Genomic DNA, 26,759 nt, shown 5'->3' on the forward strand with positions numbered 1-26,759 from the left:
CATGGCAACGGGAGAATTCAACGGTTCCCATTGTGACGGTGCCGATACCACCCCAAAGGCTCGATAAGCGGCAATAAAAACCACTATTCCCGATCGAGGTCAGGGGGGAAGGAGACCGGTGAAACGGCGAGCTAGGATGGCAGTTCAGTCGTCGATCGGAATGAGGCGGTCGAGTTCCGAACGGGTGTGCTCGATTCCGGCCGTTTCGTTCATCCGTTGCTGCAGGAACGTCTCCAACCGAGGATAGAGAGCGACGGCGCGGTCGAGCTGAGGATCCTGGCCACTGACATAGGCGCCGACATTGATCAGGTCGCGATTGCGCTGATAACGGGAGATCATCTGCTTGAATTCCTGGGCTTGGCGCAGGCGTCTTGTTTCGACGACAGCGGGCATCGCGCGGCTGATCGACGCTTCGATGTCGATCGCGGGATAATGGCCGCTCTCCGCCAGTTGCCGTGATAGGACGATATGGCCGTCGAGGATGGCGCGAGCTGAATCGGCGATCGGATCCTGCTGATCGTCGCCTTCCGTCAAGACGGTATAGAACGCGGTGATCGAGCCGCCGCCGCGCTTGCCATTGCCGGCTCGCTCGACCAGCGCCGGCAACTTGGCGAACACGGAGGGCGGGTAGCCCTTGGTCGCCGGAGGCTCGCCGATCGCCAGTGCGATCTCGCGGGCGGCCATGGCATAGCGGGTCAGCGAGTCCATGATCAGTAGCACGTTGCGACCCTGGTCTCGGAAGTCCTCAGCCAGGCGAGTGGCGTAGGCGGCGCCTTGCATGCGCTGCAGGGGAGAGGTATCGGCAGGGGCCGCCACGACTACGGCGCGGGCCAGCCCCTCCTCGCCGAGGATGTTCTCGATGAAATCCTGGACCTCGCGTCCGCGCTCGCCGATCAAGCCGACGACGATGACGTCGGCGTCGGTGTACCGAGCCATCATGCCCAACAAAACGCTCTTGCCGACCCCGGAGCCGGCGAATAGCCCCATGCGCTGGCCACGCCCCACGGTCAGCAGGGCGTTGATGGCGCGAATGCCCACGTCGATGGTGGTATCGATGGGGGCTCGAGCCAAGGGGTTGATGGGAGGCGTTTCGAGCGGGGCATGTGGCACCTGCTCCAAGGAGCCGTGATCATCGAGAGGGCGACCGTTGCCATCGACGACGCGTCCCAGCAGGCACTCGCCCAAGGGAAAGCGTCTCGCGCTGGCAACGTCGAGCCGATTGCCGCTGAGCGCCAGTACGCGGGCACCGGGAAGCAGACCGCTGGTGTCGGCCAGCGGCATGAGGAACAGCTTGTCGCCGGCGAACCCGACGATTTCGGCTTCGGCGAAACGTTCGTCCTCACCGTTTCCCGTTCCGGAAGAGAGTTCGATCAGGCAGGCGCTCCCCAGGGGGAGACGGATGCCGACGGCTTCCAGTACCAGCCCCGTAGCGCGGGTCACTCGACCTTCATGACGATAGTGGGAGAGCGACTCGACCCGCTGGGTGACCTTGCCCAGCGAGAGGCGCCAGCGTTGATAGTGCGAAGCCACCTCCGAGGCCTGTGGAGAACGTTCGACGTCACCCATCGAAGTCCTCTTCGTCACCGGTGTCCTTCTTCGCGAGGGGCGCTGCATCGGTGGGGGGCGAACCGGCCCTCGAGCGCCTGCGTTGATCGAGAATGGCCTTCCACTGTGTGCTCAGGCTCGCATCCAGGCCACCGCCAGCGCTGGAGGCGCGACATCCGCCGCGTTCCAACGTTGGGTCGGCATGGCACTCCCAGCCGCTGGCTTCGAGGGTGTCGCTCATCGTCGATGTCACCAGCTCGAGATCCTGCGGGTTCAGCCAGAGCCGAGGCTTGCCGCTCAACGTGGTGTCGGCATCGAGCAGCTCGCGCACCACGCTGAGGATGTGCTCTGGCTTGGCGGCCAGCGATTCACCGGCCAGTTGGCGACCGGCAATCAACGCCAGTTCGACCAGTTGATCCCCGATCTCGGCGTCGAGCGATGCCAGCGCCAGCTGGAAATTTTCTGCCAGCCTGGCGAGTGGGGTAAGCGTCATGTCCAGCCGCTTGTGAAATTCCAGCTCGGCGGCGGCATTGCCCTCTGTGACACCTTCGCTGTAGCCGGCCCGATATCCTTGCTCGTGTCCTTCGCGGTAGCCTTGATCGAGCCCTTCGCGTCGGGCTTTTTCGGCGATGCTCTGACAAGCTCTGGCCTCGGCGTCCTGCTGTTGACGACGTTGGGGAGGTTCGGCATGAGTGACGGAGGTGTCGGAAGAGGGCGGGTGGCCCAGGTCTCCCATCTGCCAGCGGTGCCACGCGCCATGGGCGCCGGATGCAGAACGGTCGCCGCGATCAGACGTAGCCATCGTCGCCACCGCTCAGGGCGATTTCGCCGGAGTCGGCCAACCGCCGTACCACACCCAGGATCGCCTTCTGTTCGTTTTCCACCTGGGACAAGCGCACCGGTCCGCGGTTTTCCATGTCCTCGCGCATCAGCTGTGCCGCGCGCTGGGACATGTTGCGCGTGAACTTGTCGATCAGCGTTTCCTCCGCGCCCCGCAGTGCGATGACCAGAGAGTTGGTCTCGATTTCTCGCAGTATCAACTGGATGCCACGATCGTCGATATCCAGCAGATTCTCGAACAGGAACATCTCGTCGATGATGCGTTGCGCAAGGTCCTCGCTGTGCGTGCGAACCACGTTGATGACCTGCTCCTCCTGTGCGGAATTCATCAGGTTGAGAATCTCGGCGGCGGTTCTCACGCCGCCCATCTTGCTGCGCTTGAGATTGGTGCCGTCCAGCATGGAGGTGAGCACCTCGGTAAGCTCCTGCAGTGCCGCCGGCTGCACGCCGCTGAACGTGGCAATGCGCAGCATGACGTCGTCGCGCTGTTTTTCGTCGAACAGTTCGAGGATATCGGCGGCCTGGCCGCGTTCCAGGTGTACCAGAATGGTGGCGATGATCTGCGGATGCTCGTCGCGAATCAGTTCCGCGACCATAGAGGCTTCCATCAGATTCAGGGAATCGATACCCGACGCCGTATTACTGGTCTCGAGAATGTCTTCGATCAGACTGCTGGCGCGCTCGCTGCCCAGCGCCTTGGTCAGCACCGCACGGATATGATCGTTGGAGTGCAGGTTGATGGCAGTGAACTGTTCGGCCTCGTCGTGGAAGTCACGGAGAACGACCGCCATCTCTTCGTGGGAGACCTGTCCCAGCTTGGCCATTTCCTGGCTGATTTCCTGTACCTCGCGGCTCGAGAGGTATTTGAATACCTCGGCAGCGCTGTCCTCGTCCAATGAGAGCAGTAGGATGGCGCCGCGCCGGGCGCCGGTCATTGGCGTCGTCATGATTTATCCATCCAGCTTCTGACGACCATGGCGACCAGGCGAGGGTCTTCCTGGGCGATTTCACGGACGTCCTTGAGATCCTGCTCGTAATTCGAGGCGCCGCGCCGATTTCGCTCACGTCCACGCTGCGTGCCACTTGCGCGACTCGCGTTGTCGACACCGCCGCTGCCGCCGACAGCCTGATAGCTTGCCGCGGCCGCCGCCGCGTCGGCGGCGGGCATCGATGAAGCCGGCTGTACCGGGGCCGATTCGCGAGTCTGGCGACGAATCAGCGGCTTGAGCAGCTTGAACCACAGGAACAGGGCGACCAGAGCCACGACGAGATATTTCAGCACGCTCTTGGCGAGGCTCCAGACTTCCGGTGTCTGCCACCACGGCTGCTTCTCGAACTCCGGTGCATTGGCTTGAAACGGGCTGTTGACGACTTCGAGGGCATCGCCGCGCGCCTCCGAGAAGCCCATCGCCTGACGCACGAGCCCCCGAATCTGATCCATCTCCGTATCGCTCAGGGCGACGCGGGTCGGATTGCCCTCATCGTCGACCCCGTCGCGATAGTTGACCACGACGGCGACGGAGAGGCGGTCGATATCGCCACTGTGCTGCTTGACGTGTTCGACGGTGCGGTCCACTTCGTAGTTAATCGTGCTGTCGCGATGCACCTGGCCGGTATCGGTATTGCTCGCGGTCTGGGTGTCCGTGCCCAGGCGATCCGTTGCCTGATCGTCGCCTTGGTTGCCGGTGTCGTTGGCCGCGTTCTGATCCTGGGTCGCCGGGGCGTTGATCGGCGAAGCGGCGGTGCCCGGCGGCTGGTTGCTCAATGCGCCGGGGACGCCCATGGCGAGGTCGTCGTTGCTCTGGAACGACGAGCTGTTCTGCTGGCTGCGGACCGCCGCTGCATTCGGTGCCTGATTGGGGCCATAACGTTCCGCCGTCTGCTCCCGCTGGGAGAAATCGACCTGGGCCGTGACCTGCGCACGCACGTTACGTGCACCGACGATGGGCGCGAGGATCGCCTCGATGCGGTTCGCGTACTGGGTCTCGAGGTTGCTGACGTAGTCGAGCTGGCTGCCGTCGAGCTGGTTGGTGTTGCCGGCGGGTCGGCTCAACAGATCCCCGTTCTGGTCGATGACGGTGACGTCGTCCACGGCCAGTTGGGGCACGCTGCTGGAGACCATGTGCACGATGGCGTTGACCTGCCCCTCGCCCAACACTCGCCCCGGTTGCAGATCGAGGACGACGGAGGCGGAGGCGGGCTGGCTTTCGCGGACGAACACCGACGGCTTGGCCATGGCGAGATGGACGCGAGCCCGTTCGACGCTACCCAGCGTGCCGATGGTACGGGCCAGTTCGCCCTCCAGCGCGCGCTGGTAGTTGACCTGCTCGGCGAACTGGCTGATGCCGAATGCCTGATCATCCATCAGCTCGAAACCGACGCCGCTGGCTTCGGGCAGACCTTGCTCGGCCAGCTTGAGACGAACGGGTCTCACCTGGTCGGCGGGCACCAGCAGCGCTTGACCGCCTTCGCTGAACTGGTAGGGGATGCCCATGGCGTCGAGCTGGGTGATGATGCGGCCGCCGTCGGCATCGGTCAGGGTGGAATAGAGGACGCGGTATTCCGGCGCGCGAGCCCACATCAGCAGCGCGATCACGACGGCGACGGCGGCGGCGGCGGCCACGATGAGCGGAACGCGCGGGCTGCCCCGAAGCTTGTTCAACCAGTCGCGTCCGCCAGCGGCCGTCTCCGACGCGGTTTGCCGGGTCGACTGTCGTGCGGACGGATTACCTGAACCTGGAGTGTCGTTGGGCGACGTGGCCGTGCTCATGTCGTGCTCCGATCATGGCACGTGGTGCAACTCGACAACATGGCAGTAGTCTGCTCCCTGCAACGCGTCTGCTCATCCGTACCTCGACACGCTCGGAATACCGTTCCGAAGCGGCTCTGGCCGGGGCGTTAGTTTGATGGCAGCCATTATGTGTCGGCCTGTTAACGCTGAAGGTGGGAAAAGCCGGTGTTTTCACACGCATTTACCACGATGGCCGTTGTCGCGCTGTTGATAGGCTGCGAGCGTCGAATTCATCGACGGTTCTCCGCGTCGTGCTCGGAAACATCGTCATACAGGAAATCCTCATGAGTGCTCCAGCCATTCAAGCAGCGCTTCAACAGATGCAGGCGCTATCGACCCAGGCAAGCGGTCAGGGCGCGGCATCGCAGCCATCGCTGACCGAAACCGGTGGCAGCTTTGCCGGTGAGTTGCAGGCGTCGCTTGGACGAATCAATCAGATGCAGCAGACCGCCAACCAGCAGGCGATGTCCTTCCAGGCCGGCGATCCGAACGTGGCGCTGAACGATGTGATGATCGACATGCAGAAGGCGAGCGTCTCTTTCGATATGGGGGTTCAGGTGCGTAACCGTCTGGTAACCGCCTACAAGGAGATCATGGGGCTGCAGGTATAGAGATTGCTGACGTTTCATGCTCGGTCTTCCGGGTTGCGCCGAAACGTCAACAGCTCCTGACCGGCTCCCGCGATACGTCCCCTAGCAACGAGAGTCGGCTCGATGCGCTCATCTTGGCACTCGAGCGCTGCTGCGGGCGAGCACCTTGCGATGATGTCGCCAGGCCTCGACCGAGTAGAGGCCGAGGCCGATCCAGATCAACGCGAAGGTCAACAGCTGAGGCCAGGCGAGCGGCTCGCCGAAGACCCATAGCGCCAGCAGAAATTGCAGCGTGGGGTTGAGATACATCAGAAAACCGATGGTGGAGAGGGTCAGACGCTTCGTGGCGCCGGCAAAGGCGAGCAGCGGCAGGGTAGTCACCACGCCACTGACGATCATCAGTGCCGTGGTGTCGAAGCTACCGCCGAAGTGAGACTGCCCGTGCGATGTCAGCCAGGCCAGGGCCACCAGGCTCAGGGGCAGTAGCAGGCTCGTCTCCACCAGCAGGCCGGAGAGCGCATCCAGTGGCACGCGTTTGCGCAGCAGACCGTAGCTGCCGAACGTCATGGCCAGCACCAGACTGATCCAGGGCAGGGTCCCCAGCAGAACGAGTTGCAGTGTCACTGCCGCCAGCGCCAGCCCCATCGCCATCATCTGCCAGCGGCCGAGCCGTTCGCGCAGGACGAGCATGCCCAGCGCGACATTGACCAGTGGCGTCATGAAATAGCCCAGACTCGCCTGCAGCACGCGATGCGTTTCCACCGCATAGATGTAGAGCCCCCAGTTCAGCGCGATGAGCAGCGCGCAACCCATAATCCATCCCAGTCTGCGGATCGCCTCCCGGGGTCCGGGAAAACCGTTGCGGATGGCGGCCCAGCGGCCCATAAGCGTGACCACGACGATCAGGAAGGCGCAGGACCAGAGAATTCTCTGGATGAGTACTTCGAAGGCCGGCACCCCGTCGAACAGCGAAAAGAAGAGCGGAAAGCATCCCCAAAGGGCGTAGGCGGTAACGCCGTAACCGACACCGCGACGCGTTTCGTGTCGTGATGCGTCGTCCGCCGATTTCGCGCTACCTAGCAGGGTCTTGTCTGAGGAGGATACCGACATATTGCTTCTCGTCGCTCTCGGGTTCGGAGGCTGGGTAATCTATCATGACAGCCATTTACGTTGACGAAGTGATGGATCCCGACATGCGGCAGGAGATAACGTCATGAACGATCTACGAGTCAGTCTCGTCCAGAGCGAGCTCGAGTGGGAAAATCCCGAGGCCAACCGGCAGTTGCTTGACCATCGCATGGGCACGCTGGACGGAAGCCGGACGGATCTGATCGTGCTGCCGGAGATGTTTGCCACCGGTTTTACCATGAATGCCGAAGTGATGGCGGAGCCGGCCGACGCGAGCCCCACGCTGGACTGGATGCGGCGCCAGGCGCCAGGCGCGAGAGCGCGACTGCGCGACTGCGCGACTGCGCGATCGCCGGCAGTCTGGCGATCGCCGACACCAGTGCCCGATACAACCGGCTTTACTGGGTGACGCCGGACGGCGGCATCGAGTACTACGACAAACGCCATCTGTTTCGGATGGGCGACGAGCCTTTGCACTACTCGATGGGCCAGGCCCGCAAGGTCGTGGAGTTGAAGGGGTTTCGGCTGCTGCTGTCGGTCTGTTATGACCTGCGGTTCCCCGTCTGGCTGCGCCAACGACCGAGCGCGCCCGAACATTTCGAATACGACGCGCTATTGTGCGTCGCCAACTGGCCGGCGCCGCGCAGACAGCCCTGGCGAACGCTGCTGCAGGCCAGGGCGATCGAGAATCTCGGTTACGTCATTGGCGTCAACCGCGTAGGGAGGGATGGCAATGGGCTGGAGTACGCCGGCGACTCGATGGTCGTGGACTTCAAGGGCGAGCCGATGATCGATAGCCCGACCGGCGCAGGGTTCGTCGAGACCGCGACGCTGTCCGCCGAGGCGCTGAAGACGTTTCGCGAAAAGTTTCCGGCGTGGCAAGATGCCGACACCTTTCATTGGGAAGCCTGACATGCGGTTGGATAGATTTCTTAGCGAAGCCACGGAACTGACGCGAAGCCAGGCCAAGCGTGCGCTGCGCCAGTTTGAGGTGAGCGTCGATGGCGAGGTGACGCGTGACGGCGCGAGGCAGGTAAGCGACGAGCAGGAGGTTCGCTGGAACGAGGAGCCGCTGGAACGGGTCGGCATGCGCTATCTGATGATGCACAAGCCGGTCGGGGTCGAGTGCTCGATGCGGCCGACGCACTATCCATCGGTACTCAGCCTGATCGACATACCCCAACTGGAGCGCCTGCATCCGGTGGGGCGGCTGGACGTGGATACCTCGGGATTGCTGCTGATCAGCGACGATGGCAAGTGGACCCATCGCGTGACCTCGCCCAACCACGCTTTCGAGAAGCGCTACCGGGCGACATTGAGCGAAACCCTGTCCGCTGCCGACGCGGCGCGTGTGGCGAGGCAGTTCGCGGAGGGAGTCATGCTGAACGGCGACGAGAAACCCACCAAACCCGCGACTTTCGAGGCCGTTGGCGAGTCCGAGGTCGTGGTCGGGGTAACGGAGGGACGCTACCACCAGATTCGCCGGATGCTGACAGCGGTCGGTTATACGGTGGTGACGCTGCATCGTGAATCCATCGGTCCCTTGGTCCTCGACCCGGACCTGGCGCCGGGGGAGTGTCGCCATCTACGTTCGGAAGAGATTGCGGCCTTCTAGGCATCGCGGTCGTGAGGCCGTGCGGGTTGATGACTTTATACCGTTATCTTGTTTTACGGCAAAGTAGATGACTGGAGCGTCATCCGGTCAGCGAGGACGCTTCGATGAGGGCGCGAGTGTAGGCGGTGCGGGGCGAGTGGAGCAGCGTTTCACAGTCGCCCTGTTCCATGACCTTGCCATCCTTGAGCACCAGAATTCGGTGTGCCATCGCGCGTACCACGGCGAGATCGTGGCTGATGAACAGGTAGGTGAGGTCATGCTTTGCCTGGACGTTGCGCAGCAATTCGATCAACTGCTTCTGTACCGTGCGATCCAGTGCCGAGGTCGGCTCATCGAGGATCAGCAGCTTGGGCTTCAGGATCAGCGTGCGGGCAATGGCGATACGCTGGCGTTGACCGCCGGAGAATTCGTGGGGATAGCGGTGACCGCAATCCGCTGGCAGATCGACGTCGTGAAGGGCCTCGGCGATACGTTCTGCCACCACCGCCGGCGTCAGTTCGGGGTGATGAAATCGTAGCCCTTCGCTGATGATATCAGCAACCGACATGCGAGGAGAGAGCGAGCTGTAAGGATCCTGGAACACGATCTGGAGCGCGCGTCGCTGTCGTCGAAGCGTCTCGCCGCCCAGCCGATCCAGACGCTGGCCGTCGAAGCGGATTTCGCCGCTGGACGGCAGCAGTCGAATGAGCGCCGAGGCCAGGGTCGACTTGCCCGACCCGGATTCGCCGACCACGCCGAGGGTCTCGCCGCGGCGGAGTTCCAGCGACAGCGGTTCGACGGCGACGAAGGCCGGGGGCCTGGGACGCAGTAGCGGCTTGGGCCGCTTGAACGTCACGCTGAAATCGCTGGCGCTCAGCAGAAGCTCGCCTTGCGGTGGCAACGGCCGGGGGCGGCCGGAGGGCACGGCGTCGATCAACTGGCGCGTATAGGCCGCCTGCGGTGTCTCGAAGACTGCGCGAGCCGTGCCGGTCTCCACCTGCTTGCCCTGTTGCATGACGATCACCCGGTCGGCGTGGCGCCGGACCAGGTTGAGATCGTGGCTGATCAACAGCAGGCCCATGTCGAGGCGCTGCCGGAGCTCGTCCAGCAGCGCCAGAATCTGCCGTTGCACCGTGACGTCCAGCGCCGTGGTGGGCTCGTCGGCAATCAGCAGCTGCGGCTCGTTGGCGATCGCCATGGCGATCATGACCCGTTGGCGTTGCCCCCCGGAGAGCTGGTGAGGCCAGGCCGCCATGAGCTCGTCGATCCTGGGGAGCTCGACCTGCGCCAGTAGTTCCCGGGCACGCCGCGACGCGGCGTTGCCACGCAATCCCTGGTGCAGGCGCAACGTTTCCCGCAGTTGCTTGCCGATGGTGTGCAATGGATTGAGCGAAGTCATCGGCTCCTGGAAGACGAAGCCGATGCTGCCGCCGCGAAGATCGTTCCACTCGCGCCGGCTCAACCGGCCCAGGTCGCGACCCGCGAAGGTGCGCGTCCCTGCCACCTGGCTGCCAGGCGGAAGCAACCCCAGCGCGCCGAGGACGCTGACCGACTTGCCGGAGCCGGACTCGCCCACGATGGCCACGGTCTCGCCACGCTCCACATGCAGATCCAGCTCGGACACGGCCTGCGTCTCGCCGAAGTGGACCGATAACCGACACAGTTCGAACAGGGGCGTTTGGCTCATGGCTGACCTTCCTGGTCGTGGTGCGCTGGCGTCGGGCGCGCGGCAGCCGCCGAGGTGACGATATGGCGCGGGTCGAAGGCATCGCGGAGGCCTTCTCCGATGAACACCAGCAGCGACAGCATCAGGCTCAGAGAAACGAAGGCCGTGACTCCCAGCCATGGCGCCTGCAGGTTGTTCTTACCTTGTGCCACCAGCTCCCCCAGCGAGGGCGAGCCCGGCGGCAGGCCGAAACCGAGGAAGTCGAGCGCCGTCAGCGTGGTGATGGCGCCGGTGAACAGGAACGGGATGAACGTCAGTGTGGCCACCATGGCATTGGGCAGCACATGGCGGCGCATGATCAGCCGGGAAGGCAGGCCCATGGCTCGAGCCGCCCTGACGTACTCGAGGTTCCTGGCGCGCAGGAATTCGGCACGCACGATGTCGACCAGGCCCAGCCAGGAGAACAGCAGCATGATCCCCAGCAGCCACCAGATATTGGGTTCGACCAGGCTGGCCAGGATGATCAGCAGGAACAGCACCGGGAGTCCCGACCAGATCTCGATCAGGCGCTGGCCGAACAGGTCGATCTTGCCGCCGTAGTACCCCTGCGCGCCGCCAATGAACACGCCGAGCAGGATCGAGCCCACGGTCAGGGCCAGGGCGAATGTCACCGACAAGCGGAAGCCGTAAAGCACCCGAGCGAAAACGTCGCGCCCCTGATCGTCGGTTCCCAGCCAGTGGCGTGAATCGGGCGGGGAGGGGACCGGGCCCTGAATGTCGCGATCGAGGGTCTGGTAGGAGAAGGGGACCGGGGGCCACAGCATCCAGCCGTGGCGATCGATCTGCTCGCGCACGAAGGGGTCGCGGTAATCGGCCGTGGTGGGGAGGAATCCGTCGAACTCGGTCTCCGGGTAATCCACCAGCATGGGGAAGTACCACTCTCCCTGATACTGCATCACGATCGGCTTGTCGTTGGCGATCAATTCCGCCGCGAGGCTGAGCGCGAACAGCAGCCCGAAGAGCCACAGCGACCAGTAAGCGCGTCCATGGTGCCGGAAGACCTGGAGCCGCCGCCGGGTGATCGGCGAGAGCCGCTGACGTCGATTCGGTGTCATTACGACTCCCGGGTAGCAAAATCGATGCGTGGATCGACCCAGACGTAGGTCAGGTCGGAGACCAGTTTCAGCAGCAGACCGATCAGGGTATAGAGATAGAGCGTGCCGAAGATCAGCGGGTAGTCACGCTGCATGACGGCCTCGAAACCGAGCAGGCCCAGTCCGTTGAGCGAGAAGATCACCTCGATCAGCAGCGATCCGGTGAAGAAGATGCCGATCAACGCGGCCGGCATGCCGGCGATGATGATCAGCATGGCGTTACGAAAGACGTGGCCGTAGAGCACGCGTCGGTCGGAAGCCCCCTTGGCGCGGGCGGTCAGCACGTACTGCTTGTGGATCTCGTCCAGAAAACTGTTCTTGGTCAGCATGGTCAGGGTGGCGAAGCTGCCGATCGCCGAGGCGGCGACGGGCAGCGCGATATGCCAGAAGTAGTCCTGAATCTTGCCCAGCAGGGAGAGCTCGCCGAAGTTGGCCGAGGTCAGCCCGCGCAACGGGAACCAGTTGAGGTAGCTGCCGCCGGCGAACACCACGATCAACAGAATGGCAAACAGGAATCCAGGGATCGCGTAGCCGACGATCACGACGCTCGAGGACCAGATATCGAACGCGCTGCCATGGCGTAGCGCCTTGCGAATGCCCAGCGGGATCGAGATCAGGTAGACGAGCAGGGTGGTCCAGAGGCCCAGCGAGATCGATACCGGCAGTCGATCCAGAATCAGGGTGGTGACCGGCTGACCCCGGAACAGGCTGTCGCCGAGATCGAACGTGGCGTAGTCCCGCAGCATGAGGGCGAAGCGCTCCCAGGCGGGCTTGTCGAATCCGAACTCCTCGGTCAGCGTCTGGCGCAACTGGTCGTTGACGCCCTGGAGGCGCCGGGAGTCGTTGCCGCCGACGCTGTCCCCGCCACCGCCTTCGAGGCCGGTGCTCGCGGTGCTGCTCAACCCCTCGAAGCGTGCCATCATCTGATCGATGGGGCCGCCCGGTGCCGCCTGGACGATGATGAAATTGAGCAGCAGGATCCCCAACAGCGTCGGGATCATCAACAGCAGGCGGCGAACGACGTAGCTGGCCATGGTCGGCAGTCACTCCTGTCCGCGCTGACGGGCGGCGATGGCGCCGGCCCGTTCGGGGTCGACCCACCAGACCGAGAAATCCGGCGTATAGCGCGGGAAAGGTCTGGGATGCGCGAACTTGTTCCACACCGCGACGCGGGTGCCGTCGAAGTTCCACTGCGGCACGACGTAGAATCCCCACCTTAGGACGCGATCCAGCGCTCGCGAGGCAGTATCCAGCTTTTCGCGACTGTCCGCACGAATCAGTTCATCGACCAGCGCATCGACCACCGGGTCTTTCACGCCGGCCAGGTTTCGGCTCTGGGGGACGTCGGCGTACTCGCTGGTCCAGAAATTCCGCTGTTCGTTACCCGGATTGGCCGACTGCGGAAAACTGCCGACGATCATGTCGAACTGGAAGCGCCTCAGGCGATCGAGATATTGATTGACGTCCACCACCCGGATCTTGCTGCGGATGCCGAGCCGCTCCAGATTGCGCACGAAGGGCTGGGTGATACGTTCCCACTGGCTGTCGTAGAGCAGGAACTCTAGGGTGAATGGCCGACCGGTCTCGAGATTCACCAGCGTGCCGTCACGCACGTCATAGCCGACTTGGCGCAACAGCTCCAGCGCCTTGCGCAGGCGCGGGCGGAGCGCTTCCGGTTGCGCTATCGGCAGTGGCCGGTCGAACACTGTGGCGGGCAGTCGATCGCGATAGGGTTCGAGCAACGCCAGTTCATCGTCTCCGGGCAATCCCCTCGCCGCCATCTCCGAATTCTGGAAGTAGCTCTCGGTACGCTGATAGGCGCCGTAGAACAGGTGCCGGTTGACCCAGTCGAAATCGAACGCGAGCCCCAGCGCGCGGCGGACTCTCGGGTCGCCGAGCTGCGCTCGGCGCGTGTTGATCACGTATCCCTGCATGCCGGCGGGCTGCCCATCCGGCACAATCACCCGCTGGATGACACCATCCTCGACTGCCGGCGTGTCATAGGCGGTGGCCCAGTTCTTGGCGCTGCTTTCGATGCGCATGTCCAGCGCGCCGGCCATGAACGCCTCCAGGGCGACTGACTGGTCGCGGAAATAGTCGTAGACCAGTCGGTCGATATTGTAGCGCCCCCGATTGAGCGGCAGATCGCGACCCCAGTAGTCCGCGACCCGGCGATAGACGATGCGCCGGCCGGGGTCGATCTCGGCGATCTCGTAGGGGCCGGACCCCAGGAGCTTGTCCAGCGTGGTGCGGGTGAAGTCGCGTTCCCGCCAATAGTGCTTGGGCAACACCGGCAGTTGACCCAGGATCAGTGGCAGCTCTCTCGATTGATTGTTCGAAAACTCGAATCGCACCGTCCGCTCGTCCAGCGCCGAAACCGACTCCACGCTGGCGTAGTAGGCGCGATAGAAGGGCGAGCCCTTGTCGCGCAGCAGCCGGAAGCTGAACACCACATCCTCGGCGGTGACTGAGTGGCCATCGTGAAAATGGGCTTCGGGCCGGAGATCGATCTCCATCCAGTGGCGCTCCGGGTCGAGCCGGATCCCGTCGGCCAGCAGCCCATACATAGTGAAAGGCTCGTCGGCGCTGGACTCCATCAGTGTGTCGTAGATCTGATTGAGCCCATCCGCCGGCGTGCCCTGGATGATGAAGGGGTTGGTCGAGTCGAAACTCCCGTTGGCGGCTCGGCGCAAGGTACCGCCTCTGGGCGCCTCGGGGTTGGCGTAGGGCAGATGTTCGAAGTCTGCGGGCAGGGCGGGGTCGTCATAGAGCGCGATGGCGTGCACTGTCGGGACATCGCCAGGCGCTGTCCCGGTATCGTTAAACTGGCCATCGGCAGAGGCCGGCAGCGGGGCGGCCAGCGCCAGCGTGATGACCGCCATTAGCCATCGAAATCCAGCCATCGTCGACATCCTGCTCTCGGTGCCGATGCCTGCGCGGGAGGCAGGCGTTCCGACACGCTTTATCGGCAACGACCATGATTTCAAAGCGCTATCTCCGGAGGGCTATCGATGGCTGTTCTGGGCCAGCGACGTTGACGGGACGGTCAACGCCTGTCCGATGCGGATGGTGCTGCCGTCGAGGCCGTTTTCGCGTTGGATCTCGCCGATACTGACCCCGAAGCGCGCGGCAATGGCGGAGAGCGTGTCGCCGCGGCGAACCACATAGCGGTTCATCACCGTGCGCTCAGAGGCGGGCAGCGTTGCGAGATTGGCCAGGAAACGTTGCTTGGCCGCCACCGGCACCAGGATACTGGCATCGTCGCGTGGCCGGGTCGATGCCCGTTTGAATCCCGGGTTCAGCTCCCGCAGCGTCTGCGGGTCGACGCCCGCAAGCTCGGCAGCCATCGAGAGTGTCAAGGGGCCGTCGGTCTCGACCTGGGCAAACTGGACCTTGTCCGGAATCGACGGCAGGACCACGCCGTATCGTTCCGGCTCGGCGACCACTTCGGAGAGCGCCAGCAGGCGCGGGATGTAATCCATGGTTTCGGCGGGCAGTCGCAGATGCCAGTAGTCGATCGGCTCGCCGCGATTGGCGGCCGCCTCCCGGGCGGCGTTCACCGTGCCGGCGCCGGCATTGTACGCAGCCAACGCCAGCAGCATATCGCCGTCGTACCAGCGATTGGCCTGCTGCTGGATGTAGTTCATCGCGGCGGCGGTGGCGGCGACGACGTCGTGACGCCCGTCGTACCACGCCGTGCGCGACAGCCCCATCGCATCGCCGGTTGCCGGCATGAACTGCCACAGGCCTGCGGCGCCGCCGGGATTGGTGGCCGTCGGGTCGTAGCCGCTCTCGATGAACGGCAGTAGCGCGATTTCGCTAGGCAGGTGATGGGATTCCAGCTGCTGCGTCACCCAGCGCAGCCAGGGCTTGGCCTGCGAGGCGACTCTTTCGACGTGCTGCGGGTGGGCGCGATACCAGTCGAGCCATTCGGCGACCCTGGGGTTGGCCGTTTCGTGAGACAGCCGGAAGCCCTTGCGCAGCCGGCTCCAGACATCGGGGGCGCTACGCCCTTGCAGGGCGAGAGCGGACCAGAACGAGTGCCGGGACGCGCTGCTCGTCGTATCCGGGGCTTCCTTGGCCATGGCCGCCAAGGGCAGCGTCGACAGCAGCAGGCCGCCGGTGAGACCGACGACAATCCGGCAGCGTCCGGTTCGAAAATTCATGCGTTCAACATCCTTGATGACACCGCTGGCCAATCGATGCGACCGCGCGGTGGATACCCTCGTCTTTCACGGTGATGGTCAGAATCGGTCCTTCCAGGCTCGCAGCGTGGCGAACGCGGTGGCGTCGTCATCGACGGGCCCCTGTTGGCGAAGCGTCTCGAGCAGTCCCGGATCGCCGATGCGCAGAAAGGGGTTGATCTGACGCTCCCGCCCCAGGGTGGTCGGCAGGGTGGGGCGATCGAGATCGCGCGCCTTCCGGCACTCGGCCCGGTAGCTATCCCGGATCGCGTTGTCGGGCTCGGCGGCGGCGGCAAACGCGAGGTTGGCCAGCGTGTATTCATGGGCGGCGAACACCAGCGTGTCTTCCGGCAGCGCGTCGAACTTGGCGAGTGACTCCTGCATCTGCAGGGGAGAGCCCTCGAATAGCCGGCCACAGCCGCCGGAAAAGAGCGTGTCGCCAGCGAACAGTAATCCTGGTGTGCCGGGGGCGTGGAAGGCGATATGATCCAGGGTGTGACCGGGGACGGCGTAGACCTCGAAGCGACGACCCAGAACACGGCATTCATCACCCTCGCCGACGCGGTGGAGGATGCCGGGAATGGCTTCGTTGTTGGGACCGTAGACCTGCGGCGCGTAGCGCTCGGTCAGCGCTTGCAGCCCACCGGTATGATCCTTGTGGTGATGAGTGACGAGGATGGTGTCGAGCGTCAGATTCTCCTGCTCCAGCCAGGCGATCACGGGATCGGCGTCACCGGGATCGACGACGGCGACACGATCCTGAGTGTCTTGACGCAACACCCATATATAGTTGTCCTGGAACGCGGGAATCGGCATCACGGTCAACATGTGGCATTCTTCTCCGGCAGGTTGGTCTCGAGATTCAGGTGTCGAGGTTCGAATGCCGTTGTGACCCGCGCGTCGAGCACAGGTTCACGGAGACGACCACCGTCCGGTCGTCGAACGTGGCATCGAACCGTCGTCAAAAAGCGATAACCTTGGGGAGTAAAGTCGTCCGTGTCAATCTCGCCGCCCGTTCAGAGCTTGCCGTCCGCCGTCCGAGAGGGGCGCCGGTTCTGGGAATCGACACCCGGAGTTGCGCTGTGGCGAGCCGAGCGTGCCTGTCTCGGGCCACACTGTGAACAGCATCGGGGCATCGTCAGTCTGCAAATGGGCATGGCGCCGATGATGAGCGACATGTGTCCCATTCGCCATGCGCTGGATTGGGTGCCTTCTCCCGATCTCGTTCGAAACGAGAACAGCCTGATCTGTCTGCCCGATAGCCTGCCGTTGGCCGACGACAGCGTCGATCTGACGTTGCTGCATCATTTGCTGGAGGCGGTGGATCAACCGCACCACGTTCTTCAGGAAGCCGCCCGGGTCACGCGCTCGGATGGCCGCCTGCTGGTGTTCGGCTGGCATCCGTTCGGGCCGGCCGCGGCGCGCCGAGGCAAGCGCCCGACACCGTGGCGGAAGCAGTGGCGAACGCCGGGGCGCCTGCGGGACTGGTTGACGTTTGTCGACTTCGAGATCGAGAGGGTAGACTACTGCGGCTTTCGATTGCCGGGCCGGGCGAGCGGGAGCGATCGTCTGGAGACGCTCGGGCGCCGCTACAATGTGCCGCTGGCGACGGCCTACCTGCTGGTTGCGCGTCGGCGCAACGTACCCGTCCAGCCTATCAAGCTGCGCAAGCCGGTGCTCCAGGGCCGCCGGTCGGGCGCATGGCTCGGACTGGCGAAGGAGGCCGGGCCCGATCGGCCGCGCAACCGCGACGAATCGAACCTCACGCCGGCCAGTGCCAAGTGCCGGACGACCGTCGAACCCGGGGCACAGCCTCCGAGTGGGGGCCGGAAAGATCGGAGCTCCGAATCGAGGCGAGAGCGATCCGAACTGCATGCCTCCACCCGCGAAGGATCGCCCCGGACGATCGCCTGAGCTCGATGGCCCGACCACATCGAAGACCGATAGATATCAAAGACCGCTTGCCACTGAGAGAGTATGTCTTGTCCGCTCCTACCTCCGAATCCTCGACGATGCCCGCTGTGACGATCTATACCGACGGCGGGTGCCGCGGCAACCCTGGGCCCGGTGGCTGGGGGGCCTTGCTGGTTGCCGGTCGGCACGAAAAAACCATGAAAGGCGGCGAGGCCGAGACCACCAACAATCGCATGGAATTGATGGCCGCTATTCAGGCGCTGCGCGCGCTGGACCGGCCGTGCCGGGTCTCTCTCTGGACGGATTCCCAATATGTTCGCAAGGGCATCACCGAATGGATTCACGGCTGGCAGAAGCGCGGCTGGGTGACCGCGGCGAAGCAGCCAGTAAAGAACGCGGAACTATGGCGGGAGTTGCTCGCCGAGACTCGCCGCCACAGTATTGAGTGGCATTGGGTCAAAGGCCACAGCGGGCACCAGGGCAATGAAGCGGCCGACCGGCTGGTCAACGAGGCCATCGATGAAGTGGTTGCCAGGCGTCGAGCCTCGAAATAGCGGTTTACCGCACCGAAACGACATGACTGCCGCCAGGCAAAAGCGAGGATAACCATGCGCCAGATCGTCATGGACACGGAAACCACCGGCATCGATCCGCGTGAAGGCCATCGCATCATCGAGATCGGTGGTATCGAATTGATCAACCGCCGTTTCACGGGGCGGACCTATCATCAGTACGTCAATCCGGAGCGTGACATCGAGGCGGAAGCCATCGAGATACATGGCATCACCAACGACCGGGTCGCCAACGAGCCGGTCTTCGCCCAGATCGCCGACGAGCTCTGGGAGTTCATGCGGGGCGCACAGCTGATCATCCATAACGCGCCCTTCGACGTCGGGTTCTTCGATCACGAATTCAGGCTGCTGAAAGCGTTGCGCGGCGAACCCGTCCTGGGCCCGGTAGCGGAGCATTGCAGCGTGCTGGATACGTTGAAGATGGCCCGCGAGATGCACCCAGGGCAGCGCAACAGCCTCGACGCCCTGTGCAAGCGCTACGACATCGACAACGGCCAGCGCGTGCTTCACGGCGCACTGCTGGACTCCGAGATTCTCGCCGATGTCTACCTCGCCATGACCGGTGGCCAGACCGCGCTGTCGCTGGCCGGCAACGACGAGGGCGGCGATCGCGAGGCGGGTGGCGCCAGCGGGCTGCGTCGCATCGACCGCGAAGGCTTGAGGCTGGCGGTGACCAGACCCAGCGAAGCCGAGTGGCAGGCTCATCATCAACGTCTGGAGCAGATCCGCAAGGCGGCCGGCGAGTGTCGTTGGGACACGCTGGCAGCGCCGGAGAACCAGCACTGATGTTGCAGCGGGAGATACCGCCGGTGGACGTGGTCGGCGGCTGGCTGCTGCGGATGAACGGCAGCGGTGTGGCGCCGGCCGAATCGGGCGGCATGCTCGGCTACTGTGAGCGGTGGCCCGAACAGGCGCTGCGCCTGGGGTATTGGGAGGGCAAGCCGGTCGCCGTCGTGGTCGAGGCTGACGGCGACGACTGGCCGGGCTTCCGTGACTGGTTGGCCCAAGTGAGCGTCGCGCAGAGCGAACTGCTGGCGACCGCGCTGCAGGTTACCCGCTGGGAGCGCGATCATCGCTTTTGCGGGCGCTGCGGCAACGCCACCCGCCGCCTGACTCACGAATTCGCGATGCAGTGCGACCACTGCGGGTTGCGCGGTTATCCGCGGATATCGCCCTGCATCATCACTCTGGTGACCCATGGCAAGGACATGCTGCTGGCGCGGAGCCCCCGTTTTCCGCCACAGCGTTATTCGACACTTGCCGGTTTCATCGAACCTGGAGAAGCCGTAGAGGCTGCCGTTCGCCGTGAGGTGATGGAGGAGGTGGGCGTGGATGTCGGACGCGTCAGCTTTTTCAAGAGTCAGTCCTGGCCATTTCCGCACTCGTTGATGATGGGGTTCTTCGCCGAAGCGGCCAGCCGACGTATTCGTATCGACGGAGAAGAGATCGTGGACGCTGCCTGGTTCAGTCCCGAAACGCTGCCGCAACTGCCACCGGTGTACTCGATTTCACGTCAGTTGATCGAGACGCATCGAGGCGCGGTCGCAGTGCGTTGATCGCTGCGGCTCATCGACTGGAGTTGGCGAAAAGTTTGGGAAGCCGGCTCGCGAGGCCGATGTTTCCGGTGACCTTTACCTTGCCGGTCAGCAAGGCCTGCATCGAGTTGAGCTCCTTCCTGACCAGGGCCATCAGCGTTCCGGTATCGCTCGAGATGGTGACGCCGGGATTCGGATGGCGACCGGGCTGAATGTCGAGCGAACCATCATCGATGGTCATGTGATAATCGTCGACATCGTCGAGGTCGAACTGATAGATGGCCGAAACGCCCTCGGCAGCCTTGGCGTCGAACCGAGCCCTGAGTTTGGCGATCAACTGATCGTCGTCCATGATGACATCTCCCGTGACAGAAGCGCTAAGAAGATCATCGCCAGTATCGGCATGCAAGCGCCGGAGCAGCTTAATCTCCCCCCGGGAGTAGCTCAAACCGATGAAGTTTCCGAACCAAGGACAAGGAGCGTGATGTGGTCGAATGGCTGGCCGAGTACGGCCTCTTTCTAGCGAAGACGGCAACGCTGGTCATCGCCATCGGGATCATTCTGGCGCTGGTGGCCCATGGGCGTCGTAGAGGCCGGGGCGATAGCGAAGCCCGGCTGAAGGTCACGGAGCTCGATGAGCGGTTTCAGCGTCGGTCCCGACAGCTGAACCTGGCCGCGGCGCCCAAGGCGCGTCGACGGCAGTTGTCCAAGCAGTTGCGAAGGTCGGTCAAGCTGACCCAGAAGCAGGGGGCGTCGCAAGAGGCCGAGCGTGTCTGGGTGCTCGACTTCGATGGGGACCTCAAGGCTTCCGGCACGCCGGCGCTGGCCGAGCTGGTGTCACTGCTGCTGGAAACGATCCGCGATGGAGACGAGGTCGTGTTGCGCCTGCAGTCCGGTGGTGGACTGGTGCACAGTTACGGATTGGCTGCGGCACAGCTCGACCGCCTGCGTGATGCCGGCGCGCGGTTGACGGTTTGCGTCGACAAGGTCGCCGCCAGCGGTGGCTACATGATGGCCTGCTGTGCCAACCGACTGATCGCGGCACCGTTTGCCGTGATCGGATCGATCGGTGTGGTGGCGCAGATACCCAATGTCCACCGTTTGCTGAAACGGCACGACGTGGACGTCGAGCTCCTAACGGCGGGGCGCTACAAGCGGACCTTGACCGTGCTGGGTGAAAACAGCGAGGAGGGCCGAACCAAATTCCTCGAGGATCTCGAGTCCACCCACGATCTGTTCAAGCGTTACGTGTCCGCCCGTCGTCCCTCGCTGGATATCGAGAAAGTCGCGACCGGCGAAATCTGGTATGGAAGCGAAGCGCTGGAGGCTGGCCTTATCGATGCGGTGGGCACCAGCGACGCCTATCTCCTGGAGAAGCAGAGAGATCGAGCGCGGGTGTTGAAGGTGTCGCTGACGCCTCGTTCCGGCTTGATGGGAAAGCTGGGGAAGGGCGTGGAGAGCGGTGTGGAGACTGGCATCGATCGCGTGCTACAGCGAGTCGAGGACCTTCGCTGGCAACGCCGCTAGGACGCCCGCTACGCGATATCCAGTTCGCCGAGTGTCTGGATCAGCCGCTCGGCCACGTTGCCGCGCAGTGAGTAGTAGATCACCTGGGAACTGCGTCGCGTCGCTACCAGGCGTTCCTGTCGAAGCACCGCAAGATGTTGGGAGAGCGCCGACTGGCTGAGCGTCATCTCCTGATTGATCTGCGTGACCGAGCGCTCGCCGTGCATCAGCAGGCAGAGAATGCGTAGCCGGCTCTCGTTGGCGATGGCCTTGAGGGCAGCGGTGGCGGGGCCAATCTGGTGGTTGCCGAGCGGGATAGCCTTTCTCGTCATAGTCAGAATTCCAAGCGCGACGGGCGGATTGCTGCTACTGAACTCATGGTAAGTCGTTTCTGATATTAGCTTAATGTAACTTAGAGTTACAATGTTTTTTCGCGTATCCGATAGCGACCACGCTGGTGCTCTTCTCGTTGGATCCCTATAATTCGCGCCCGTTCTTGATAGCTCAGACATTCCTTGCCACCCAGAGGGTTCCCTAACCCCTTGGCCGGGCTCCGCCAGACAGCATGCGGCGAAGCCGAGGCAGATAAAAAGGTTTCACATGCCAGCACTCGATAACCGTCGACTCCGATTCGCCTTACTGTGGCTGGTCAGCTTCCATGTATTGGTGATCACGGCCAGCAACTACCTGGTTCAACTGCCTTTCACCTTGTGGGGGTTACATACGACCTGGGGCGCCTTCAGCTTTCCGTTCATCTTCCTGGCAACTGATTTGACCGTGCGGCTGTTCGGCAAGTCGCCGGCAAGGAGGATCGTCGCTGGCGTCATGGTGCCGGCGTTGTTGGTCTCCTACGCGGTATCGGTACTGTTTCAGCAGGGGCGTTTCCAGGGCTTCGAGGCGCTGGCGCAATGGAATCTTTTCGTTGGACGCATCGCACTGGCGAGCTTCATGGCCTACGTGCTGGGCCAGTTGCTGGACATCCACGTGTTCGACCGACTGCGCAGGCTCCGTGCCTGGTGGATCGCGCCGACCCTGTCCACCATCGTCGGCAATCTGGCGGATACCTTTGCGTTCTTTGCCATCGCTTTCTGGCAGGGCCCCGACCCCTTCATGCGCGAGCACTGGGTGGAAATCGCCTGGTTCGATTACGCGGTGAAACTATCGATCAGCCTGATTTTCTTCCTGCCACTTTACGGCGTCTTGCTGGCCTGTCTCGGCCGTCATCTGCTGACGCGGCGTGATCAGGCCAACCTGCCGGGCATGCCGCGGGAGCAGGGATAGCCATCGCCTGCTTTTGTTATCCTAGGGGCCGAAGCGGTGGCCGTTCCGGCTACCGGACCGGATTGGGGAGAGACGACGTTGCACCTTCACTGTATCGACACCGGCGCATCGGGCGAGGAGAGCCCGGCGCTACCGCTGATCGTACTGCATGGTCTGTTCGGTAGCGCCGACAACTGGCGCTCCCATATCAAGCAGTGGCAGAGCGATCGTCGCGTGATTGCCGTGGACTTGCGCAACCATGGTCGCTCGCCCCATGTCGAAGGGATGCGGTACGCGGCGATGGCGTCCGACGTCATCGCGCTGCTGGACGATCTCGGTATCGAGCGGTTCGATCTGCTGGGCCACTCGATGGGCGGTAAGGTTGCGATGACGCTGGCCCGGTCGAACCCGGCGCGGGTGGCGCACTTGATCGTCGCCGATATTGCGCCTGTCGCCTACGACCACGGCCACGCCGACGTCTTTGCCGCGATGCGGCGGGTCGAGGCGGGCGAGCCGACTTCTCGGCGCGATGCCATGGCACTGATGGAGGAGGAGATCGAGGATGCAGCCACGCGACAGTTCCTGGCGACCAATCTGCTCCGCGGCGACGACGGCATCATGTACTGGCGTGTCGGGCTCGACGAGATCAGTGCCGGTTACGCGGACATCATCGCACCGCCGGACGGCGATCGGCCTTTCGAAGGCCCGGCACTGCTGATTCGCGGCGGTGCCTCCCCCTACGTTCAGGATCGTCATCGCGATAGCGTTGATGCGGTCATGCCCAATGTCGAATGGCAAACCCTGGAAGGGGCGGGCCACTGGCTGCATGCCGAGCAACCCGACGCGTTTCGGGACGCGGTGAATCGCTTCACGACCGTTTCATGAGCAGCCGGCATTCCGGCCGAACCGACCTCATGTCGCGTCGATCTCGCCATCGATCGGGATCGGCTCGACTGTGTCGTCGGGCGATGAGAGGAAACGGTTGAGAATGCGATAGGTATCGATATCGAAGCCACGGGTGTCGGGAAGCGAATGCAGGTCGTCGAGCCGCTCGACGCTTCCCTGATAGTGCCAGTGATCGACGACATGCAGCCCGACATCGCCATGAGGGCCGTTTTCCCGGAAGGCGACGCGACCGGGCCACGGCCAGTTCTCGATACGTAGCCGTTCCATCGCGTCGCGTGCCCGCCGCGCGTGCGCCTCCCGGGTTTCCGCGCCGCAGCAGGCACCGAGACAACGGCCGATCTGATAGCCGAAACAGCGACCCTGTCCCGATTCCAGCCCCAGCACCCGCAGGCAGAGCGACGCCTCGGTGGCAATGTCTCGCAGCGTCATCTGGGCATCACGACGATTGCGAAACAGTCCATAGAACCGGCTGCGTGCCGCCACCACCCACTGGCCATCGGTCAGTGTCGGCCGCTCCTCGCCCGGCGGCCAGTTCCAGCTCACCATGCGCACGCGCTTGCGAAGCTGCCGGTTGTATAGCGGTATCCAGCGCTTGATCAGGTCCGCTTCCAGGAGTTGAGCGCCAAGATCGCCGCTGGTCCGCCGCCAGGCGATACGCTGGGCCTGGGCCACCATCTGCCCGTGTCTTCTGGACACCGGCTGCTGGAGATGGCTGCGAACGCGGCTGCGGATGTCGACGCTCTTGCCGACATAGAGCGGCAGTTCGTTGTAACCGAAGAAGACATAGACTCCCGGGCGCGCGGGTAACGCGCCCAGGTCCTGCAGGCTCGTGCTGGGCAGCGTCCGGATCGGATCCTGCTGCGGGTCGTAGCCTAGCGGCTCGGGGTTCAACCGGCCGTAACTTGATGATCTTGAAGTCATATCATCAATCTAGCCTATTTTTCCCTAGGGCGCGTTGAGATCCACCGCCAGGCGAGACACCGGACTTTGCGCCTTGATCTGACCGCGCTCCAGCAGGAACGCCTCGAAATCGCGATAGCGCTTGGCGTCCAGTGCGGCAGGGCGCAGGGCGAAGCGGGGGAGGGTGGCCTCCCAGGCGGCGGCATTCAGGGGAGTGTCCAGCGCGGGATCGTAGCCGATGAAACTCTGCCATGCCTGGTCCGGGTGGTTGATGATCCAGGATGTCGCCTCTCCGATGGCATCCATGAATCGCCGATCCGCGTCCCGGTGCTGGTCGAGGGTTTCACGATTGGCCACGAAGATCAGTTCGTCGTAGTCGGGGACGCCCTGCTCCTCGATATAGAACGTCTTGCTTTCGACACCCTCCTGTTTCATCTGGGCCGGTTCGAAGTTGCGAAACGCGCCGGTCACGGCGTCGACCTTTTCGCTGATCAGCGCGGGCGTTAGCGAGAAATTGACGTTGACCATGTCGACATCGTCCAGGCTCAGGCCGTTGTGCTCCAGCATGGCCGCCAGCAGGACCTCTTCGACGCCACCGACCGAGTACCCGATCTTCTTCCCCTTGAGCTGGGAGATCTCCTCGATACCGCTGTCCGCGCGCACCAGCAGCGCGTTCAACGGCGTCGCGATCAAGGTGCCGACACGGACGATGGGAAGCCCCTGATCGACCTGGAGGTGCAGTTGGGGCTGATAGCTGACCGCAAGATCGATCCGTCCGGCGGCGACCAGCTTGGGCGGAACGCTGGGGTCGGCCGGCGCCTGAATATCGACATCCAGGCCACGTTTCTCGAACAGTCCGCGCTGCTGGGCGATGATGATCGGCGCATGGACCGGGTTGACGTACCAGTCGAGCATCACGCTCAACGGGATCATTTGCGGTGGTGCCAGATCGTCATCGGTCTCCTGCGCCAGGGTGGGCAGGGCCGCGGCCAGGGCGAGCAGGGCCAGGCCTGCCGCCAGAGTGCGGCGCCACATCGTCGAAAGCGTCTTTGTCATTTCCCGTTCCTTTTCATCTCATGGTCCCTGTTTCCGTTTTTGCGCGCGTCGGCCGGTCGCGCCCCTCTCTCGCTCACTGGTCGGGCGTCATGCGGTCCTGCTGCCAGGGCATCGCCGCCCTCAGGGCAGCATCGACGCCGAAATAGAGCAGCACGGCGAAGATGACGAGTACGACCAGGGCCGCGAACATCAAATCGATCTGCAGTCGCGCGTTGGCATTGAGCATCAGGTAGCCCAGCCCCTGGCTGGAGCCTACCCACTCGCCGATCACCGCGCCGATCGGCGCCGCACTCGCCGCCATGCGCAGGCCGGAAGCCAGTGAGGGGAGGGCGGCCGGCAACTGGACCTTCAGCAGCTGCTGCCGCCGGCTCAACCCGAAGGTCCGGGCCAGGTCGAGCCAGCCCTGCGGTGTCTGTCGCAGGCCATCGTAGCCGGTGGAGGCAACCGGAAAATAGATGATGACCATGGCCATCAGGATCTTCGGACCCAGACCGTAACCCAGCCACAGCATCAGAATCGGGGCCAGCGCGAACAGCGGAATGGCCTGGCTGATCAGAAGCAGCGGCAACAGCGTTCGGCGAAGCGCACGGAATCGAGCCAGGGCCAGTGCCGTCGTCAGCCCCAGCAGGATGCCGCCGATCAGCCCGGCCACGATCTCGATGGCGGTAACCGCGGCATGGCGGGCGAGCAGCTCCCGCTGTTCGATCAGCGCGCTGGCGACTGCCGCAGGCGAGGGAAGGATGTAGCGTGGGACCCCGGTCAGGGTCAGTACCAGTTGCCAGATCGCCACGAGCACGGCGAGCGCCAGCAGCGGGCGGACCCACCGTTTCCAGACCCTTGGTTCAGCCATGCGTCATCTCCCGCAGTTCGGCTACCAGCTCGGCCTGGCGATGCGATAATTCGCTGCTGTCGAGCGGGCGGGGACGGCGACCTTCGGGCACCGGCATCGATACCAGTCGAGCGGGTTCTCCCTGCAGGATCAGGATTCGGTCGGCCAGGCGCAGCGCCTCGAGCGGATCATGCGTCACCATGATCACGGTGCGTCCGTCCAGAAGCCGGCTGGCGAGATCATGAAGCTCCAGGCGGGTGATGGCGTCGACGGCGGAGAACGGCTCGTCCATCAGCACGATACTGGCATCCTCGAACAGCGTGCGGGCGAGAGCCACGCGCTGGCGCTGGCCCCCCGAGAGTTCGTCGGGCCATCGGTTGGTCTTGTCGGTCAGGCCGACCTGGGCCAGCAGTCGCTCGGCGCGCTGTCGATCCTGGGCGGTGGGGCGGCCCCGCCAGTGCGCGCTGAGCATCACGTTGCCGATCACCCGATGCCACGGAACGAGAAGATCGTGTTGCGCCATCCAGGCGAGCCGGCCCTTCAGCGGGGCGCCGTCACTGGTCTCGAGCTCGAGGTGATGGTTGTCAGGCAGCCTCAGGCTGGCGATCATTCGCAGCAGCGAGCTCTTGCCGCTGCCGCTGCGACCGAGCAGGCAGGTCCAGCTGCCGGCGTCGAATCGTGCCTGAAGCGCTCGGAACAACGGGCGGTCGCCGAAAGTCAGCGAGGCTTCGCGGACGATGAGTCCGGGTGGTGGCATGACAGCTCCCAGTGGGGGGCGGGCGGAGTCAT

The 26,759-nt window shown here is 63.8% G+C and carries 28 protein-coding genes; 11 read left to right on the plus strand and 17 right to left on the minus strand.

The window, feature by feature from the left end:
• Window positions 1-144: 144 nt before the first annotated feature.
• Genes fliI through fliF form a run of 4 tightly spaced genes read right to left on the minus strand, consistent with a single transcriptional unit; the run spans window position 145 to window position 5,155 of the window.
• A complete protein-coding gene (gene fliI / locus F0A16_RS07625) occupies window positions 145-1,566 on the minus strand; it encodes a flagellar protein export ATPase FliI (protein ID WP_149434788.1) in 1,422 nt (473 codons plus the stop codon).
• On the minus strand, window positions 1,559-2,347 hold the full coding sequence (locus F0A16_RS07630) for a flagellar assembly protein FliH (protein WP_149434789.1): 789 nt from the start codon (window positions 2,345-2,347) through the stop codon (window positions 1,559-1,561). The genes fliI and F0A16_RS07630 overlap by 8 nt, the downstream gene beginning before the upstream one ends.
• The gene (gene fliG / locus F0A16_RS07635; protein WP_149434790.1) at window positions 2,334-3,332 is read right to left on the minus strand and encodes a flagellar motor switch protein FliG; all 999 of its coding nucleotides are present in this window, start codon (window positions 3,330-3,332) and stop codon (window positions 2,334-2,336) included. The genes F0A16_RS07630 and fliG overlap by 14 nt, the downstream gene beginning before the upstream one ends.
• Window positions 3,329-5,155: a flagellar basal-body MS-ring/collar protein FliF gene (fliF, locus tag F0A16_RS07640; RefSeq protein WP_149434791.1), complete on the minus strand. Its 1,827-nt coding sequence runs from the start codon at window positions 5,153-5,155 to the stop codon at window positions 3,329-3,331. The genes fliG and fliF overlap by 4 nt, the downstream gene beginning before the upstream one ends.
• Before the next feature lie 305 nt (window positions 5,156-5,460).
• On the opposite strand from fliF, the gene fliE reads away from it, so the two are divergent.
• On the plus strand, window positions 5,461-5,787 hold the full coding sequence (gene fliE, locus F0A16_RS07645; protein WP_149434792.1) for a flagellar hook-basal body complex protein FliE: 327 nt from the start codon (window positions 5,461-5,463) through the stop codon (window positions 5,785-5,787).
• A gap of 108 nt (window positions 5,788-5,895) precedes the next feature.
• Here fliE and rarD read toward each other — a convergent pair whose 3' ends face one another.
• Window positions 5,896-6,876: an EamA family transporter RarD gene (gene rarD, locus F0A16_RS07650; RefSeq protein WP_149434793.1), complete on the minus strand. Its 981-nt coding sequence runs from the start codon at window positions 6,874-6,876 to the stop codon at window positions 5,896-5,898.
• Window positions 6,877-6,979: 103 nt separating this feature from the next.
• Here rarD and F0A16_RS22245 point away from each other — a divergent pair, with 103 nt between their 5' ends.
• The 3 genes from F0A16_RS22245 to F0A16_RS07660 are packed head-to-tail and all read left to right on the plus strand — an operon-like array spanning window position 6,980 to window position 8,509.
• Window positions 6,980-7,303: a carbon-nitrogen hydrolase family protein gene (locus tag F0A16_RS22245; protein WP_420853069.1), complete on the plus strand. Its 324-nt coding sequence runs from the start codon at window positions 6,980-6,982 to the stop codon at window positions 7,301-7,303.
• The gene (locus F0A16_RS07655) at window positions 7,261-7,806 is read left to right on the plus strand and encodes a nitrilase-related carbon-nitrogen hydrolase (RefSeq protein WP_420853075.1); all 546 of its coding nucleotides are present in this window, start codon (window positions 7,261-7,263) and stop codon (window positions 7,804-7,806) included. Before F0A16_RS22245 ends, F0A16_RS07655 begins: the two co-directional genes overlap by 43 nt.
• Window position 7,807: 1 nt before the next feature.
• Window positions 7,808-8,509, plus strand: a complete 702-nt coding sequence (locus F0A16_RS07660) for a pseudouridine synthase (RefSeq protein ID WP_149434794.1) — start codon at window positions 7,808-7,810, stop codon at window positions 8,507-8,509.
• A gap of 79 nt (window positions 8,510-8,588) precedes the next feature.
• On the opposite strand, the gene F0A16_RS07665 is transcribed toward F0A16_RS07660, so the two are convergent.
• From F0A16_RS07665 to gloB, 6 genes are all read right to left on the minus strand, one after another.
• A complete protein-coding gene (locus F0A16_RS07665) occupies window positions 8,589-10,175 on the minus strand; it encodes an ABC transporter ATP-binding protein (protein WP_149434795.1) in 1,587 nt (528 codons plus the stop codon).
• On the minus strand, window positions 10,172-11,269 hold the full coding sequence (locus F0A16_RS07670; protein WP_149434796.1) for an ABC transporter permease: 1,098 nt from the start codon (window positions 11,267-11,269) through the stop codon (window positions 10,172-10,174). The genes F0A16_RS07665 and F0A16_RS07670 overlap by 4 nt, the downstream gene beginning before the upstream one ends.
• Window positions 11,269-12,342 (minus strand): microcin C ABC transporter permease YejB, encoded by a 1,074-nt coding sequence (locus F0A16_RS07675; RefSeq protein WP_149434797.1) that lies wholly within the window; start codon window positions 12,340-12,342, stop codon window positions 11,269-11,271. Before F0A16_RS07675 ends, F0A16_RS07670 begins: the two co-directional genes overlap by 1 nt.
• 9 nt (window positions 12,343-12,351) lie before the next feature.
• A complete protein-coding gene (locus tag F0A16_RS07680; protein ID WP_239023751.1) occupies window positions 12,352-14,211 on the minus strand; it encodes an extracellular solute-binding protein in 1,860 nt (619 codons plus the stop codon).
• Between the two features lie 102 nt (window positions 14,212-14,313).
• The gene (locus tag F0A16_RS07685; RefSeq protein ID WP_149434798.1) at window positions 14,314-15,474 is read right to left on the minus strand and encodes a transglycosylase SLT domain-containing protein; all 1,161 of its coding nucleotides are present in this window, start codon (window positions 15,472-15,474) and stop codon (window positions 14,314-14,316) included.
• A 78-nt stretch (window positions 15,475-15,552) separates the two neighbouring features.
• Window positions 15,553-16,320 (minus strand): hydroxyacylglutathione hydrolase, encoded by a 768-nt coding sequence (gene gloB, locus F0A16_RS07690; protein ID WP_149434799.1) that lies wholly within the window; start codon window positions 16,318-16,320, stop codon window positions 15,553-15,555.
• Between the two features lie 168 nt (window positions 16,321-16,488).
• Here gloB and F0A16_RS07695 point away from each other — a divergent pair, with 168 nt between their 5' ends.
• The 4 genes from F0A16_RS07695 to nudC all read left to right on the plus strand — a co-directional run bounded on the left by F0A16_RS07695 (window position 16,489) and on the right by nudC (window position 19,534).
• Window positions 16,489-17,406 carry a class I SAM-dependent methyltransferase gene (locus F0A16_RS07695; RefSeq protein WP_149434800.1) on the plus strand — a complete coding sequence of 306 codons (918 nt, stop codon included), beginning with the start codon at window positions 16,489-16,491 and terminating at the stop codon, window positions 17,404-17,406.
• 98 nt (window positions 17,407-17,504) lie between these two features.
• A complete protein-coding gene (gene rnhA, locus F0A16_RS07700) occupies window positions 17,505-17,960 on the plus strand; it encodes a ribonuclease HI (protein ID WP_149434959.1) in 456 nt (151 codons plus the stop codon).
• 54 nt (window positions 17,961-18,014) lie between these two features.
• The gene (gene dnaQ / locus F0A16_RS07705; protein ID WP_149434801.1) at window positions 18,015-18,764 is read left to right on the plus strand and encodes a DNA polymerase III subunit epsilon; all 750 of its coding nucleotides are present in this window, start codon (window positions 18,015-18,017) and stop codon (window positions 18,762-18,764) included.
• The gene (gene nudC, locus F0A16_RS07710) at window positions 18,764-19,534 is read left to right on the plus strand and encodes an NAD(+) diphosphatase (protein WP_149434960.1); all 771 of its coding nucleotides are present in this window, start codon (window positions 18,764-18,766) and stop codon (window positions 19,532-19,534) included. Before dnaQ ends, nudC begins: the two co-directional genes overlap by 1 nt.
• 10 nt (window positions 19,535-19,544) lie before the next feature.
• Here nudC and F0A16_RS07715 read toward each other — a convergent pair whose 3' ends face one another.
• Window positions 19,545-19,865, minus strand: coding sequence for an SCP2 sterol-binding domain-containing protein (locus F0A16_RS07715; protein ID WP_149434802.1), 321 nt, complete (start codon window positions 19,863-19,865; stop codon window positions 19,545-19,547).
• A gap of 134 nt (window positions 19,866-19,999) precedes the next feature.
• On the opposite strand from F0A16_RS07715, the gene sohB reads away from it, so the two are divergent.
• Window positions 20,000-21,040 (plus strand): protease SohB, encoded by a 1,041-nt coding sequence (gene sohB / locus F0A16_RS07720; RefSeq protein WP_149434803.1) that lies wholly within the window; start codon window positions 20,000-20,002, stop codon window positions 21,038-21,040.
• An 8-nt stretch (window positions 21,041-21,048) separates the two neighbouring features.
• On the opposite strand, the gene F0A16_RS07725 is transcribed toward sohB, so the two are convergent.
• Complete coding sequence (locus F0A16_RS07725) at window positions 21,049-21,351, minus strand: ArsR/SmtB family transcription factor (protein WP_149434804.1); 303 nt, start codon at window positions 21,349-21,351, stop codon at window positions 21,049-21,051.
• A 268-nt stretch (window positions 21,352-21,619) separates the two neighbouring features.
• Here F0A16_RS07725 and F0A16_RS07730 point away from each other — a divergent pair, with 268 nt between their 5' ends.
• Together F0A16_RS07730 and F0A16_RS07735 are read left to right on the plus strand one after the other, a co-directional pair.
• Entirely contained in the window at window positions 21,620-22,300 is a 681-nt protein-coding gene (locus F0A16_RS07730) for a 7-cyano-7-deazaguanine/7-aminomethyl-7-deazaguanine transporter (RefSeq protein ID WP_149434805.1), read from the plus strand.
• Window positions 22,301-22,378: 78 nt separating this feature from the next.
• Window positions 22,379-23,164, plus strand: coding sequence for an alpha/beta fold hydrolase (locus F0A16_RS07735; protein WP_149434806.1), 786 nt, complete (start codon window positions 22,379-22,381; stop codon window positions 23,162-23,164).
• 27 nt (window positions 23,165-23,191) lie between these two features.
• On the opposite strand, the gene F0A16_RS07740 is transcribed toward F0A16_RS07735, so the two are convergent.
• From F0A16_RS07740 to F0A16_RS07755, 4 genes are all read right to left on the minus strand, one after another.
• Complete coding sequence (locus F0A16_RS07740) at window positions 23,192-24,106, minus strand: hypothetical protein (protein ID WP_149434807.1); 915 nt, start codon at window positions 24,104-24,106, stop codon at window positions 23,192-23,194.
• A 24-nt stretch (window positions 24,107-24,130) separates the two neighbouring features.
• Window positions 24,131-25,141: an ABC transporter substrate-binding protein gene (locus F0A16_RS07745; protein WP_223119732.1), complete on the minus strand. Its 1,011-nt coding sequence runs from the start codon at window positions 25,139-25,141 to the stop codon at window positions 24,131-24,133.
• A 73-nt stretch (window positions 25,142-25,214) separates the two neighbouring features.
• Window positions 25,215-25,991: an ABC transporter permease gene (locus F0A16_RS07750; protein WP_149434808.1), complete on the minus strand. Its 777-nt coding sequence runs from the start codon at window positions 25,989-25,991 to the stop codon at window positions 25,215-25,217.
• Entirely contained in the window at window positions 25,984-26,727 is a 744-nt protein-coding gene (locus F0A16_RS07755) for an ABC transporter ATP-binding protein (RefSeq protein WP_149434809.1), read from the minus strand. The genes F0A16_RS07750 and F0A16_RS07755 overlap by 8 nt, the downstream gene beginning before the upstream one ends.
• Window positions 26,728-26,759: the final 32 nt, after the last annotated feature.

It is taken from the genome of Salinicola corii (assembly GCF_008298015.1).
GTDB lineage: Bacteria > Pseudomonadota > Gammaproteobacteria > Pseudomonadales > Halomonadaceae > Salinicola > Salinicola corii.